Source organism: Streptomyces sp. NPDC057474, from assembly GCF_042802555.1.
Classification (GTDB): domain Bacteria; phylum Actinomycetota; class Actinomycetes; order Streptomycetales; family Streptomycetaceae; genus Streptomyces.
This window is the reverse complement of sequence record NZ_JBHVDX010000237.1, coordinates 1-15,309: the sequence shown is the minus strand read 5'-3', so window position 1 is coordinate 15,309 and position 15,309 is coordinate 1. Positions and strand designations below refer to the sequence as shown.

General features: G+C 70.0%; 10 protein-coding genes. 4 read left to right on the top strand and 6 right to left on the bottom strand.

Translation table 11 applies throughout. The features are described 5' to 3' along the window. Positions 1–146: 146 nt before the first annotated feature. Both dnaJ and hrcA read right to left on the bottom strand, forming a co-directional pair. Positions 147–1,283 (bottom strand): molecular chaperone DnaJ, encoded by a 1,137-nt coding sequence (gene dnaJ, locus ACFU53_RS40220; protein ID WP_384004363.1) that lies wholly within the window; start codon positions 1,281–1,283, stop codon positions 147–149. After that, complete coding sequence (gene hrcA, locus ACFU53_RS40215; protein ID WP_028796968.1) at positions 1,284–2,300, bottom strand: heat-inducible transcriptional repressor HrcA; 1,017 nt, start codon at positions 2,298–2,300, stop codon at positions 1,284–1,286. Positions 2,301–2,594: 294 nt separating this feature from the next. On the opposite strand from hrcA, the gene ACFU53_RS40210 reads away from it, so the two are divergent. Further along, positions 2,595–3,350, top strand: coding sequence for an MBL fold metallo-hydrolase (locus tag ACFU53_RS40210; protein ID WP_384004361.1), 756 nt, complete (start codon positions 2,595–2,597; stop codon positions 3,348–3,350). Positions 3,351–3,392: 42 nt separating this feature from the next. Continuing rightward, positions 3,393–4,205 (top strand): DUF3097 domain-containing protein, encoded by an 813-nt coding sequence (locus ACFU53_RS40205; protein WP_384004359.1) that lies wholly within the window; start codon positions 3,393–3,395, stop codon positions 4,203–4,205. Here ACFU53_RS40205 and ACFU53_RS40200 read toward each other — a convergent pair. The 3 genes from ACFU53_RS40200 to ACFU53_RS40190 form a co-directional block, all read right to left on the bottom strand. Continuing rightward, the gene (locus tag ACFU53_RS40200; protein ID WP_384004357.1) at positions 4,183–4,773 is read right to left on the bottom strand and encodes a Uma2 family endonuclease; all 591 of its coding nucleotides are present in this window, start codon (positions 4,771–4,773) and stop codon (positions 4,183–4,185) included. The genes ACFU53_RS40205 and ACFU53_RS40200 overlap by 23 nt on opposite strands. A gap of 104 nt (positions 4,774–4,877) precedes the next feature. Then, positions 4,878–6,110 carry a radical SAM family heme chaperone HemW gene (gene hemW, locus ACFU53_RS40195; protein WP_384004356.1) on the bottom strand — a complete coding sequence of 411 codons (1,233 nt, stop codon included), beginning with the start codon at positions 6,108–6,110 and terminating at the stop codon, positions 4,878–4,880. A gap of 187 nt (positions 6,111–6,297) precedes the next feature. Beyond that, on the bottom strand, positions 6,298–8,529 hold the full coding sequence (locus ACFU53_RS40190; RefSeq protein ID WP_384004354.1) for a SpoIIE family protein phosphatase: 2,232 nt from the start codon (positions 8,527–8,529) through the stop codon (positions 6,298–6,300). 134 nt (positions 8,530–8,663) lie between these two features. Here ACFU53_RS40190 and ACFU53_RS40185 point away from each other — a divergent pair, with 134 nt between their 5' ends. Together ACFU53_RS40185 and ACFU53_RS40180 are read left to right on the top strand one after the other, a co-directional pair. Further along, on the top strand, positions 8,664–12,557 hold the full coding sequence (locus tag ACFU53_RS40185; RefSeq protein ID WP_384004352.1) for a HAMP domain-containing protein: 3,894 nt from the start codon (positions 8,664–8,666) through the stop codon (positions 12,555–12,557). Next, positions 12,554–13,132, top strand: a complete 579-nt coding sequence (locus tag ACFU53_RS40180) for a two-component system response regulator (protein ID WP_384004350.1) — start codon at positions 12,554–12,556, stop codon at positions 13,130–13,132. Before ACFU53_RS40185 ends, ACFU53_RS40180 begins: the two co-directional genes overlap by 4 nt. Before the next feature lie 103 nt (positions 13,133–13,235). Here ACFU53_RS40180 and ACFU53_RS40175 read toward each other — a convergent pair whose 3' ends face one another. After that, the gene (locus ACFU53_RS40175) at positions 13,236–15,113 is read right to left on the bottom strand and encodes an AMP-dependent synthetase/ligase (RefSeq protein ID WP_384004348.1); all 1,878 of its coding nucleotides are present in this window, start codon (positions 15,111–15,113) and stop codon (positions 13,236–13,238) included. Positions 15,114–15,309: the final 196 nt, after the last annotated feature.

The window sequence follows — 15,309 nt, the reverse complement described above, 5'->3', positions numbered from 1 at the left end:
CGTGGGGGCTGGTCGCGCCCACGCGCCCGGAGCCGCGAGTTCCACACAGCCCCGCGCCCCTCAGAAGAAGGGGGTGACCCCTGATCTTTCAGGGCGCGGGGAACCGCGCGAGCAACCACGGACGACCCGCAGCCGAACGAAATCGGTCAGCGCCCGTTAAAAGCATCCTTCAACCGCGAAAACAGGCCCTGCTGCCCCGGCTGGAACTGCCCCGTAGGCCGTTCCTCACCCCGAAGGACCGCAAGCTGCCGCAGCAGCCCCTCCTGCTCAGGATCGAGCTTCGTGGGCGTCTGGACCTCGACGTGGACGATCAGATCGCCACGGCCGCCGCCCCGCAGATGCGTGACACCCCGCCCGTGCAACGGGATCGACTGCCCGGACTGCGTCCCGGGCCGGATGTCGACCTCCTCGAGACCGTCCAGCGTCTCCAGCGGCACCTTCGTGCCGAGGGACGCCGCCGTCATCGGGATCGTCACCGTGCAGTGCAGATCGTCGCCGCGCCGCTGGAACGTCGAGTGCGGCAGCTCGTGGATCTCCACGTAGAGGTCACCGGCGGGACCACCACCGGGCCCGACCTCGCCCTCACCGGCCAGCTGGATCCGCGTGCCGTTGTCGACACCGGCCGGGATCTTGACCGTGAGCGTCCGCCGCGACCGCACCCGCCCGTCGCCCGCGCACTCGGGGCACGGGTTCGGGACGATCGTGCCGAACCCCTGGCACTGCGGGCAGGGCCGCGAGGTCATGACCTGACCGAGGAAGGACCGCGTGACCTGGGAGACCTCACCACGACCGCGACACATGTCACAGGTCTGGGCGGTCGTACCCGGGGCCGCGCCCTCGCCACTGCACGTCGTGCAGACGACGGCCGTGTCGACCTGGATGTCCTTCGTCGTGCCGAAGGCCGCCTCGTCGAGGTCGATCTCCAGCCGGATCATCGCGTCCTGCCCCCGGCGCGTACGCGACCGCGGGCCCCGCTGGGACGCCGTACCGAAGAAGGCGTCCATGATGTCCGAGAAGTTCCCGAAGCCACCGGCGCCGAAGCCGCCCGCGCCTCCGCCGCCCGCCTGGGACAGCGGGTCGCCGCCGAGGTCGTAGACCTGCTTCTTCTGCGGGTCCGAGAGCACCTCGTAGGCGGCGTTGATCTCCTTGAACCGCTCCTGGGTCTTCGGATCGGGATTGACGTCCGGGTGCAGCTCGCGCGCGAGCCTCCGGAACGCCTTCTTGATCTCGTCCTGAGAAGCGTCGCGGCGCACGCCGAGAACGGCGTAGTAGTCCGTGGCCACTCAGGACTCCGCCAGGATCTGTCCGACGTACCGTGCCACCGCTCGTACCGCTCCCATCGTTCCCGGATAGTCCATGCGCGTAGGTCCGACCACGCCCAGTTTCGCTACTGCCTCGCCGCCCGAACCGTAACCGACGGAGACGACGGACGTGGAGTTGAGTCCCTCATACGCGTTCTCATGACCGATGCGTACGGTCATGCCCGAATCCCCGGCCTCACCAAGCAACTTGAGGAGGACGACCTGCTCCTCCAAGGCTTCCAGAACGGGCCGGATGGTGAGAGGGAAGTCATGTCCGAAGCGGGTGAGATTGGCCGTACCGCCGATCATCAGCCGCTCCTCGCTCTCCTCGACGAGTGCCTCCAGGAGGGTGGAGAGCACCGTCGTGACCGTGCCCCGGTCCTCGACGTCGAACGCCTCGGGCAGGTCCTCGACCAGCCTCGGCACGTCGGTGAACCGGCGGCCCGCGACCTTGCTGTTGAGCCGGGCGCGCAGATCCGCCAGTGACGTTTCCCCGAACGGCGCCGGGCAGTCGACCAGCCGCTGTTCCACCCGTCCCGTGTCCGTGATCAGCACGAGCATCAGCCGGGCGGGAGCCAGCGACAGCAGCTCCACATGGCGCACCGTCGACCGCGTGAGCGACGGATACTGCACGACGGCGACCTGCCGTGTCAGCTGCGCGAGCAGCCGTACGGTCCTGGCCACCACGTCGTCGAGGTCGACGGCGCCGTCCAAAAAGTTCTGGATGGCGCGCCGCTCGGGCGGGGTCATCGGCTTGACGCCTGCCAGCTTGTCGACGAAGAGCCGGTACCCCTTGTCGGTGGGGATACGGCCCGCGCTGGTGTGGGGCTGGGCGATGAAGCCCTCGTCCTCCAGCGCCGCCATGTCGTTGCGGACGGTCGCCGGGGAGACACCGAGGTTGTGCCGCTCCGTGAGCGCCTTGGAACCGACCGGCTCCTCGGTGCCCACGTAGTCCTGGACGATGGCGCGCAGCACCTGGAGCCTGCGTTCACTGAGCACCGCGCACACCTCCAGCTCGCTCTCCTGTGACTCTCCCCTGGCACTCACCCCGGGCGAGTGCCAACACTCCCCGCCCAGTGTACGGCGGTGGGGTACGCCCCCGGCAAGGCCGGTCCAGCGATGTCGTGCCGGGGGCGTACCGACCTGTCCGACGATGTCGGGCCACTTCCTACCGACGGGCCGGGCCGATTACTACCGACCGGTACGCACGACCGCCGACGCCGCCCGGACCGCCGGCCTCCCCCGACGCCCTCCCTCACCCCGCACGCGGGGAGCTAAAGCTAGCGTCGGCGCATGACGGTGACTTGGGAAGAGTGCGGATGGCAGGGATTGACGCCCCGGGTCGGACGGTGCCGCCTTCCCGGCTGGGACTGCACGGTCGGGCTGGTGGTCGGGGGCGGTTCGGCCCTCATGATCGACGCGGGTTCGAGCCTGCGGGAGGGCGCGCGGTTGCGCACCGAGGCGTGCCGGCTGCTCGGTGGCTCCCGTGTGACACATCTCGCGCTCACCCACCCCCACTTCGACCATGTCTTCGGGGCGGCCGCGTTCGCCGGGGTGGAGGTCTTCGGCGCGGTGGGCGTCGGCGGCGTCCTGACCCGTGACTGCGACGTCCTCCGTGCGGACGCCGTGCACCACGGCCTCCCGCCGACGGACGCCACCGAGGCCGCCGACCTCCTCGTACGCCCCCGCCACCACGTTTCCGGTGAGTGGACGCTCGACCTGGGCGGCGACGTCCAGGTACTCCTGGCGAACGTGGGCCCGGGGCACACGGGCCACGACCTGGCGGTCCTGATCCCGGGCACGCCGGCCACCGAGGGCTCTCCGGGCTCTCCGGAGGTCGTGTTCTGCGGGGACCTGGTCGAGGAGTCCGGCGAACCCCAGGCGGGCCCCGACGCGATCCCCTCCCGCTGGCCGGCCGCCCTGGACCGGCTCCTGGACCTGGGCGGCGAGGACGCGCTCTACGTCCCCGGCCACGGGGCGGTGGTGGACGCGGCGTTCGTACGGGCCCAACGGGACGCGCTGGCACGGCGTTTCGGCGTGTCGGGCTGAGCACGGGGAAATCCGGGCGCGGCTTCTCCTATCGTCATCCGAATGCGCCAGTACTCACCCGACCTGACCCCTCCCTGGAAGAAGCCCAAGCCGGCCCCCGAGGTCCCGGCCGACCCCGGCCTGGTCGTCGAGGAGCCCACCACCGGCTTCTGCGGGGCGGTCATCCGCTGCGAGGCGGGCACGGTGACGCTGGAGGACCGCTTCGGCAAACACCGCGTGTTCCCGCTGGAACCCCGGGGCTTCCTCCTGGAGGGCCGGGTCGTGACGCTGGTACGCCCCTCGTCGGCGCCCGCGCGGCCGAGCCGTACGGCGTCCGGCTCGGTGGCCGTCCCCGGCGCCCGCGCCCGTGTGGCCCGCGCCGGGCGCATCTATGTCGAGGGCCGCCACGACGCCGAACTCGTCGAGCGGGTGTGGGGCGACGACCTGCGCATCGAGGGCGTGGTCGTGGAGTACCTGGAGGGCGTGGACGACCTGCCCGCGATCGTCGCGGAGTTCGCGCCGGGGCCTGATGCGAGGCTGGGTGTCCTGGTCGACCATCTGGTCCCGGGCAGCAAGGAGTCCCGTATCGCGGCGTCGGTGACGAGCGAACACGCGCTCGTCGTCGGCCACCCGTACATCGACATCTGGGAGGCCGTGAAGCCGTCGTCGGTGGGTATCGAGGCGTGGCCGCGCGTGCCGCGGGGGCAGGACTGGAAGACGGGGGTGTGCCGGGCGCTGGGGTGGCCTTCGGACAACACCGGAGCGGTGTGGCAGGCGATTCTGGCGCGGGTGGGTTCCTACAGGGACCTGGAGCCGGAGCTACTGGGACGGGTGGAGGAGCTGATCGACTTCGTCACGGATAGCGGTGGGGCCTGACGTTCTCGTATGCGGCGAACTCGCTGGTATCCAGCTCGATACCGATGGGCTCCAGCGGGGTGAGGTCGCCGAACTTGGTGATGCGCTGGCAGCGGTAGTCCGCGTCTTCGCCATGGCCCGTCGGTTCAGTAAGCAGTACACACTGGGCCATAACGGGGTCGATGATGAAGTAGGCAGGTACCTTTGCCGCCGCGTAGATCGACCGTTTGACGCCATAGTCGCGGGCCACACTCGTCTTGGAAACGACCTCCAGAAGCATGGTGATGACCTCCGACGGCATCAGCCTCCCGTGACCTGGTCCAGCGCCACGCTCAATCACCACAAGGTCCGGCTGCGGTTCACTGGTCTCTTCGAGCATGGCGATGTCCTGGGTCTGCAGTCGCCGCCACTGCTGGCGGGGGATCTGGTCCACAACCGCCTCCAGGATGTCGTTGTGGGCCACGTCCGGCCCCGCCATCATCACAATTTCCCCCCGGAGGAGCTCGACCTTGAATCCTTCGGGAAACTCAAAGCTCTCGAAGAACTTCACGATGTCGGTGGTCATCGGTCGGTCGTCCACAGCGGTCATCTCCGCAGCCCTCCGGTTTCCGCCACCGTGCAATTACGGCGGCAGCCTACGAACCAGGTTAGGTACCGAACCCCCGTTCCGCACGGATTCATTCACCAGGGTGATCAGTCCACCAGGTCCCGCACCACCGCGTCCGCCAGCAACCGCCCCCGCAGCGTGAGCACCGCGCGCCCCTCCTCGTAGGGTCCCGCCTCCAGGAGCCCGTCGGACAGAGCGCGCCCGGCCGCCGCAAGGCCTTCCTCCCGCAGCAAGGACAACGGGCAGCCCTCCCGGAGCCGCAGCTCGAGCAGGATCCGCTCGACCCGGCGGTCCTCGTCCGCCAGCAGTTCCCGCCCGGCCCCCGGTGACCGCCCTGCCGCCAGCGCGCCCGCGTACGCGCCCGGGTGCTTGACGTTCCACCAGCGGACGCCACCGACATGGCTGTGAGCGCCGGGCCCCGCGCCCCACCAGTCCGCGCCGCGCCAGTACAGCTCGTTGTGCAGGCAGCGCCCGGCGTCGGAGGTGGCCCAGTTGGAGACCTCGTACCAGTCGAAGCCGGCGGCCGAGAGCATCTCCTCGGCGATCAGGTAGCGGTCGGCGTGGACGTCGTCGTCCGTCATCGGGACCTCACCGCGACGGATGCGCCGGGCGAGCTGGGTGCCCTCCTCGACGATCAGCGCGTACGCCGAGACGTGGTCCGGTCCGGCGCCGAGCGCGGCGTCCAGGGAGGCCCGCCAGTCGTCGTCGGACTCCCCGGGCGTGCCGTAGATCAGGTCGAGGTTGACGTGGTCGAAGCCCGCCGCGCGGGCCTCCGCGACGCACGCCTCCGGGCGCCCCGGCGTGTGCGTACGGTCGAGGATCTTCAGGACGTGCTGCCGGGCGCTCTGCATGCCGAAGGAGAGGCGGTTGAAGCCGCCCGCGCGGAGGGTCTCCAGGTAGGCGGGGTCGACCGACTCCGGGTTCGCCTCCGTCGTCACCTCCGCGTCGTCCGCGAGACCGAACTCCTCACGGATCGCCCCCAGCATCCGTACGAGGTCGTCGGCGGCCAGCAGCGTGGGCGTGCCGCCGCCGACGAAGACCGTACGGACGGGGCGCGGGTCGTCGCCTAGGACCTTGCGGGCGAGGCGGATCTCGTCGACGACCGTGTCCGCGTAGTTGTCGCGGGAGGCGAGGACACCGCCGGTGCCACGCAGCTCGGTCGCGGTGTAGGTGTTGAAGTCGCAGTAGCCGCAGCGGGTCGCGCAGTACGGGACGTGCAGGTAGAACCCGAGGGGCCGCTCGGCCGCGCCGGCCAGGGCGTGCGCGGGCAGCGCCCCGTCGTCGGGGACGGGCTCACCGTCAGGGAGTGCGGAAGGCATGCCTTCCATTGTCCAGCACGGGACGAGTACGTCCGAGTGCTGCACCGTCGGCCGACCCGGGCAGCTCCGCCGGCCCACCCCGCTGCTCCATCGACCGACCCCACTGCTCCGTCGACCGACCCCGCTGCTCCGTCGGCCGGCTGCACCGCTCCGCCGGCCTTCTCGGGTGTTCCGACCACCGGCCCCGCTACTCCGCCTGCAACACCAGCAGCGCCAGATCGTCGTCCGGCGGTCGTTGCCCGAACTCGTGCACGAGCCGTCGGATCCGTTCGGCGATCAGCTGGGCGTCGAGCCCGGCGCAGCCGGCGAGCGCGGTGGCGAGGCCGTCCCCGTCGTCGAACATGTGCGGGCCGTTGCGCCGCTCGGTGACCCCGTCGGTCACACACAGCAGCGTGTCGCCGTGGCGCAGCTCGAACGTCTCGGAGACGTACTCGCTGTCCTCGATCACCCCGAGCAGCGTCTGCGGCTCGGCCACGGCCCGCACGTCGCCGTCAGGGCCCAGGAGCAGCGGCAGCGGGTGCCCGGCGGAGGCGAGGGTGCAGCGGACGCCGCCGGCGACGGGGACGAGTTCGCCGTAGAGGAGGGAGAGGAAGCGGGTCTGCGGGCCGTCGGGGTCGACGAGGCCGGGGTCGCCCGCCGTGACCAGGGCGCGGGCGGCGGCGTCCGCCGCCTCGGTCGCGTCGTCGAGGAGGAGCTGGTTGAGGCGGTCGAGCACGTCCGCGACGCCGTATCCCTCGCGGGCGAGCAGCCGCAGCCAGGGCCGGGCGAGACCGATGACCACCGCCGCCTCGGGGCCCTTGCCCTGGACGTCGCCGATCGCGAAGCACCAGCGGCCCCGGCCCGCCGGGAACAGGTCGTAGAAGTCGCCGCTGGGCCCGCCCTTGTCGCACGGCTCGTAGACGAGCGCGCTCGACACGCCGGGGATCTCGGCGACCGCGCCCGGCAGCAGTCCGCGCTGCAGGACCCGGCTGATGGTGGCCTGGCGTGCGTACTGGCGGGCCGCACCGATGGACAGCGCGATCCGTCGGCTGAGGTCCTCGACCAGCCCGGTCACCTCGTCCGGGAAGCGGAGCAGTCCGGCCCGGCCGATGACGAGAGTGCCGAGCGGCCGCCCACCGGCGATCAGCCGGTACGCGAGCGCGGCCCCGCCTTCGCCCTCCTCCACCGGCCCGCCTTCGCCCTCGGGTGTCCCACTCCCCGTTCCGGATTCCGAAGCCGGTCCCGCCCCCGTCCCAGTCCCCGCACCCGGACCCGGGCCCGGACCCGATTCGGTCCCCTCAACCGCCGACCGCAATCCCGTTCCCGTTCCCGTTCCCGTTCCCGTTCCCGTTCCCGGCCACGGCACAGGGACCGCCCTCGACCGCACCGACTCGGGCAGTCGCGGTGGGTCCTTCTCCAGGGCTCGGCGCAGTTCCTCGATGCGGTTCTCGCTGCCGTGCCAGACGCGGGCGAGCCGTGGCGCCGGGCCGAGCGAACCGTCGCCCCCGCGCCAACCCATCCCCTCGTCCTCCAGCCACACCGCGCACCAGTCGGCCAGCCTCGGCACCAGCAGCTGTCCGGCGAGCGCGGCGACCAGATCCTCGTCCAGCTGCCCGGCGAGCAGATCGGACGCCTCGGCGAGAAAGGAGAGCGCACCCCGGTTCAACCACTCCCGGTCACGCTCCACACCACGGCGGGGCACGGGGGCGACCAGATCGACCGGGCCCCGGCCGTGTTCGAGGTCCACTTCACCGGCGTACGCCCGCACGTCACAGCGCGTGTCGACCTCGTACGCCCCGGCCTCACCCTCAACGCCGACGTACGCCCCCGCGCACCCCGCACCGACGTACGCTCCCACGTCCCCCTCGTCACCGCCGTACGCCTCGAAGGAGTCCTCCACCGCCATCGCCCCGTCGACCGACAGCCGGGCCCAGACGCTCTTCATGCCGGTCCGGTAGGTGATCCCCCAGGCTTCGGAGAGCGCGGCCACGAGACGCAGGCCACGTCCGTACTCGGCGGCCCCGTAAGGCCGTTCGACCAGGTACGGGCGTTCGGTGCCCTCGTCCCGTACCGCCCTGGAGGGGTGGCGGTCCGAGACCTCGACGAGCAGCCACCCGGCGGTGGCCGGGTCGTCGCGGCCCAGACGGCACAGCAGCTCGACATCCGTGCCCGCGTGGACGACCGCGTTGGTGACCAGCTCGCTGACCACGACGAGTACGTCCTCGACGAGGCGGGCGGAGAGGGCGGCGGCGCCGGCCAGGTCGAGTTCGGCCCACTCCGCGAGCGCGGCGCCGACAAAGCGCCGGGCGGCTCCCGGCGCGAGCGGGCCCCCGGGAAGCGACACGTGCGCCACCGCGCGCCGGTCGATGCCCGCGTACGCGGGCGCGGCGTGCAGAGACTCGGACCCGACGCGCGCGGGCGCATCAGGAGCACAGGACACGATCTCCCGTTGCGTCGGAATGGCCCCCACTGAGCGGCTCCCTGAGAAAGTTCGGACGAATAGGCCTCAGGCGGCATGGACAGAGTGACAGACTGACCACGCCCATAAGCGCCGAGTTACCGAAGTGGGCCACCATGAGTGAGAACACTGCTACGCGGGTGCTCGAAAATGGCCAAAATGACAGCCAAACGGACGGACTGATCCGGGCATCCGATCTCCGTGCGCTGATCGCGGCCATGACCGCCGCCCGAGACGGCAGCTTCACGAAGATCCCGGAGGCGGGCCCCGCGCCGGTGGCGGAGCTGTGCGCCCTCTTCAACCAGATCATCGACCGCAGCACCCACTTCGGCACCGAAGTGCAGCGCGTGCGGCGGGAGTTGGTCCGGCACGGCCGGCTCGACGAGCGGCTCTCGGCCAGCCCGGGCCAGGGCGCCTGGGCGACCCGTGTCGACGACGTGAACCAGACGCTCGACGCCCTGGTCGCCCCCGCCGCGAACGCCACGCGTGTGCTGGACGCGGTGGCCGGCGGCGACCTGACCCAGCGCGTCGACCTGCACGACGGCAACCGCCAACTCCGGGGCGACCTACGTCGGTTGGGTCGCGCCGTGAACAAGATGGTCGACCAGTTGTCGCTGTTCACCGGCGAGGTGACCCGGGTCGCCCGCGAAGTCGGCACGGAGGGGCGGCTCGGCGGCCGGGCCAAGGTCCGTGGCCTGTCCGGGAGTTGGCGGGACGTGACCGAGGCGGTCAACACCATGGCCTCCCGGCTGACCGCGCAGGTGCGTGACATCGCCCTGGTGACCACCTCGGTGGCGCGCGGCGACCTCACCCGTACGGTAACCGTCGAGGCGACCGGCGAGTTGCTCGAACTGAAGCTCACCGTCAACACGATGGTCGATCAACTGTCCGCCTTCGCCGACGAGGTGACGAGGGTCGCCCGCGAGGTCGGCACCGAGGGGCAGCTCGGCGGCCGGGCCCAGGTCCGGGGCGTCTCCGGCGTCTGGAAGGACCTCACCGACAACGTCAACTTCATGGCGTCGAACCTGACTTCGCAGGTCCGCAATATCGCCCAGGTCACCACCGCCGTCGCCAACGGCGACCTGAGCCAGAAGATCACGGTCGAGGCGAAGGGCGAGATCCTGGAGCTGAAGTCCACCATCAACACGATGGTCGACCAGCTCTCCGCCTTCGCCGACGAAGTCACCCGCGTCGCCCGCGAGGTCGGCACCGAAGGAAACCTCGGCGGTCGGGCGCAGGTCCGGGGCGTCTCCGGCGTCTGGAAAGACCTCACCGACAACGTCAACTTCATGGCCCTGAACCTGACTTCGCAGGTCCGCAACATCGCGCAGGTGACGACAGCCGTCGCCAACGGCGACCTCTCCAAGAAGATCACCGTCGACGCGCGCGGCGAGATCCTGGAACTGAAGGACACCGTCAACACGATGGTGGAGCAGCTACGGGCCTTCGCCGACGAGGTGACGAGGGTGGCCCGCGAGGTCGGCACCGACGGCGCGCTCGGCGGACGGGCCCAGGTGCTGGGCGTGTCCGGTGTGTGGCGGGACCTGACCGACAACGTCAACTACATGGCGGACAACCTGACTTCGCAGGTCAGGAACATCGCCCAGGTGACGACGGCCGTGGCGAACGGCGACCTCTCCAAGAAGATCGACGTGGACGCGCGCGGCGAGATCCTGGAGCTGAAGACCGCCATCAACACGATGGTCGACACCCTCTCCTCCTTCTCCTCCGAGGTGACCCGGGTCGCCCGCGAGGTCGGCTCCGAGGGTCAACTCGGCGGCCAGGCAAGGGTGGAGGGTGTGTACGGCACCTGGAAGCGCCTGACGACGAACGTGAACGAACTCGCCCTGAACCTGACGACCCAGGTCCGCGCCATCGCCGAGGTCGCCTCGGCCGTGGCCCAGGGCGACATGTCCCGCTCGATCACGGTGGAGACGCAGGGCGAGGTCACCGAGCTCAAGGACAACATCAACCTGATGGTGGCCAACCTCCGCGAGACCACCCGCGCGAAGGACTGGCTGGAGTCCAACCTCGCCCGCCTCGCCGCGCTGATGCAGGGCCACCGCGACCTGATGGAGGTCGCCGACCTGATCCTGCGCGAGCTGACCCCGCTGGTGAACGCCCAGTACGGCGCCTTCTACCTGGCCGACCCCGACGAGGACGGCGCGGCCCTGCGCCCGGTGGCGCCCACCAAGGGCCTCGCCTTCATCGCGGGCTACGGCGCGGCACAGGGGGCGACCGTCGAGACCGGCGGCCTCCCCGTGCACGGCCTCGTCGCCCAGGCGGCCCGCGAGAAGAAGCGCATCCTGGTGGAGGAGGCCCCGCCGGACTACATCAAGATCAACAGCGGCCTCGGCGAGGCCTCCCCGTCCAGTGTCGTGATCATCCCGATCCTCTTCGAGGACAAGCTCCTCGGCGTGATCGAGCTCGCCTCCTTCTCACGCTTCTCCGACGTGCACCTGGCGTTCTTCGACCAGTTCGTGAACACCATCGGCGTCGCCATCAACACCATCATCGCCAACTCCCGCACGGAGTCCCTCCTCGGCGAGTCCCAGCGCCTCGCCATGCAGCTCCAGGAACGCTCCGACGAACTCCAGAAACAACAGGCCGAGTTGCAGCGCTCGAACGCCGAACTGGAGGAGAAGGCGGCGCTGTTGGCCACCTCCTCGCAGTACAAGTCGGAGTTCCTGGCGAACATGTCCCATGAACTCCGCACCCCGCTGAACTCCCTGCTGATCCTGGCGCGACTGCTCTCCGACAACCCGGACGGCCATCTCACCGACCAGGAGGTGCAGTTCGCGGCCACGATCCACCGCTCCGGCTCCGACCTCCTCCAGCTGATCAACGACATCCTCGACCTCTCGAAGATCGAGGCGGGCCGGATGGACGTACGCCCGAAGCGCCTCCCGCTCATCAAACTCCTGGACTACGTCCACGCCACGTTCCGCCCGCTCACTCTCGACCGAGGGTTGGCCTTCGACGTGACGGTCGGCGAGGACGTACCGCGCGAGATGTACTCGGACGAGCAACGCCTCCAGCAGATCCTCCGCAACCTCCTTTCCAACGCGATCAAGTTCACCGCGTCCGGCCGGGTCGAGCTGACCGTCAGCCGCGTCAAGGACCCCGACCACCGCTTCACCCGCGAGGACCACGACGAGGTGATCGCCTTCGCGGTCTCCGACACCGGCATCGGCATCGCGGCCGAGAAACTCCCGGTGATCTTCGAGGCGTTCCAGCAGGCCGACGGCACGACCAACCGCAAGTACGGCGGCACCGGCCTCGGTCTGTCCATCAGCCGGGAGATCGCCGGCCTGCTCGGCGGCCGCATCATCGCCGAGAGCGTCCCCGGCAAGGGCTCGACCTTCACGCTGTACATCCCCGTCTTCAGTCCCGGCCACGGGGTGACGGGCCCCGCCGCCGAGGAGCACGGCAGCCTCGTACCCGAGCAGCTGACCACCGAGCCGTACCCGGCCGCGCACGACAGCGACGACTCCTGGCCCGCGCCCACCAAGCTGGAGGCGTGGAAGGTGGGCCGCGCGGGGCAAGTCCTGCCCGGCCGCCGGGTGTTGATCGTCGACGACGACATCCGCAACGTCTTCGCGCTCACCCATGTCCTGGGCCGCGTCGGCATGCCCGTGCTGTACGCGGAGAACGGCCGCGAGGGCATCGAGACCCTGGAGCGGAACCCGGACGTCGAACTCGTCCTGATGGACATCATGATGCCGGAGATGGACGGCTACGAGACGATCTCCGCCATCCGCCGCACCCCCCGCTGGGCCGGCCTGCCCATCGTCGCCCTCACCGCCAAGGCGATGCCCGGCGACCGCGAGAAGTCCATCGCCCGCGGCGCCAACGACTACGTACCGAAGCCGGTGGACGTCGACCAGCTGCTCACGGTCGTCTGCGCCGTCCTGGACCCGGAGGTCACGGAGAGCCCGGCGCCCCTGGCAGACCCGGCAGACCCGGCACCCGAGAAACGCACCGACGAGAACGAGGCACCCTCACCATGACCACTCAGGACCGGACCGACGGACGCGCGGGCATCCTCCTCGTCGACGACATGGAGGACAACCTGATCGCCCTGGAGGCCGTCCTGGCATCCCTCAACGAGCCGCTCGTACGTGCCCGTTCGGGCGAGGAGGCCATGAAGGCCCTCCTCCGGCAACGCTTCGCCGTCGTCCTCCTCGACATTCGCATGCCCGGCATGGACGGCTTCGAGACCGCCGCCAACATCAAGCGCCTCGACCAGACCAAGGACGTCCCGATCATCTTCCTCACCGGCACCGACGCGGACGCGGGCTACGCCTTCCGCGGCTACGCCACAGGCGCGGCGGACTACTTGACCAAGCCCTTCGACCCCTGGGTGTTACGAGCGAAGGTGAGCGTCTTCCTGGACCTGCACCGCAAGACACAGCAGTTGGAGAGCGTGCTGACAGGTCAACGGGAGCTCGCGGAACAGGTCGACTCGAAACTGGCCGCCCTGCAGAAACAACTGTCTGAATCCACTCCGGACTTGCCGGAGGTCCGAATACAGCTACAGGACCTCCGAGCCCTGGTGACAAGGGACCACGCCGGCTGCCCCTAAGGGGCGCGGGGCTGTATCGATATGCGGCTCCGCCGCGTGGGCGTGACAAGTCACGACGATCCCGCAGCCGCCAAGCAGTCCCCGCCACCCCCCACCGAAGGCGCTACGCCTCCCGGGCCCCCGCGTACATCTCATCGATGAGGTGCTGGTACTCCTTCTCCACCACCGGCCGCTTCAACTTCAGGCTCGGCGTCAGCTCACCGTGCTCGACATCGAGATCCCTCGGCAGCAACCGGAACTTCTTGACCGTCTGCCACCGCTGCAACCCCTCGTTGAGCTGCGCGACATGCCCCTCGATCATCGCCACCGTCGCCGGCGCCGAGATGACCTCCTCGTACGACTTCCCCGCCAGCCCGTTCTCCGCGGCCCATCCCTGGATGGACAGCTCGTCGAGGGCGATGAGCGCGGTGCAGAAGTTACGGTCGGCGCCGATCACCATGACGTTGGACGTGAACGGGCACAGCGCCTTGAACTGCCCCTCGATCTCGGTCGGCGCGATGTACTTGCCGCCGGACGTCTTGAACAGGTCCTTCTTGCGGTCGGTGATCCGCAGGTACCCGTCGGGCGACAGCTCCCCGATGTCACCGGTGTGGAACCATCCGTCGGCCTCCAGCACCTCCGCGGTCTTCTCCGGCAGCTTGTGGTAGCCCTCCATGATGCCGGGGCCGCGCAGCAGGATCTCGCCGTCGTCCGCGATGCGCACCTCCGTGCCGGGCAGCGGCTTGCCCACCGTGCCCGTGCGGTAGGCCTCGCCCGGGTTGAGGAAGGAGGCGGCGGAGGACTCGGTGAGGCCGTAGCCCTCCAGGATGGGGATGCCGGCGCCGGCGAAGAAGAAGCCGATCTCGGGCGCCAACGCGACCGAGCCGGAGACACAGGCGCGCAGCCGGCCGCCGAACGCCTCGCGCAGCTTCTTGTAGACCAGCGCGTCGGCGACCTTGTGCTTGGCCTCCAGCCCGAACGGCACGGACGCGGTACCGGTGCGACGGAAGTTGTCCTGGCTGACCTTGGCGTACTCGCGGGCGACCCCCGCCGCCCACTGGAAGATCTTGTACTTGGCCGGCCCGCCCGCGCGCGCCTTGGCGACGACGCCGTTGTAGACCTTCTCGAAGATGCGCGGCACGGCGGCCATGTACGTCGGCTGCACGACCGGCAGATTCTCGATGATCTTGTCGACCCGGCCGTCGACGGCGGTGATGTGCCCGACCTCGATGTGCCCCGCGAGGAGCACCTTGCCCATGACGTGCGCGAGCGGCAGCCACAGGTACTGCACGTCCTCCGGCTGGAGCAGGCCGGTGGCACCGATGGCCTTCGCCATGTACGCCCAGTTGTCGTGCGGGAGACGGACACCCTTCGGGCGGCCGGTGGTGCCCGAGGTGTAGATGAGGGTGGCGAGCTGGTCCTTGGTGATCGCGCCGACCTTCTCCTTGACCAGGTCGGGCTTCTTCTCCAGGTACGCGGCGCCGCGCTCCTCCAGCTCGGCCAGGGAGAGGATCCAGTCCTCCGAGAGGTCCGCGCCCTCGGGGTCGATGACGACGACATGGGTCAGGTCCGGCAGCTCGGCCTTCTTCTCGCGGGCCTTGGCGAGCTGCGCGGCGTTCTCGGCGATGAGGACCCGGCTGCCGGAGTCGGAAAGGATGTAGGCGGATTCCTCGGCGTTCGTCTGCGGGTAGACCGTGGTGTTGGCCGCGCCCGCGCACATGATGCCGAGGTCGGCGAGGATCCACTCGATCCTGGTGGCGGAGGACAGGGCGATGCGCTGCTCCGGCTGCACACCCAGCTCGACGAGCCCGGCCGCGATGGCGTTGACCCGTTCGGCCGCCTGCGCCCAGTTCAGTGACTTCCAGTCCGAGGGGCCCTGGCCGGAGGCGGGGGGCACGGGGTAGCGGAATGCCTCGGCGTCCGGCGTGGCCGCCACACGCTCCAGGAAGAGGGCCGCCATGGACGGCGGACGGTTCTCGATCAGGGTCTGTGTGTCGCTCACGACATCCTCCGGGGCACGCGACAGTGCAGCTGGCTCATGGACTGTGCGGCTGGCTCAAAGCGGCTGTTGTTTAACTCGCGAGTAACCATCGAGTGGTGATCAGGGTAGAGCGCGGTTGGCCGGTTCGTAAGGGGCGGCGGGCAGTCACTTTCCACCGAGAACGACCGTACGGTCACGCACCGGCATCTCCCGGTAG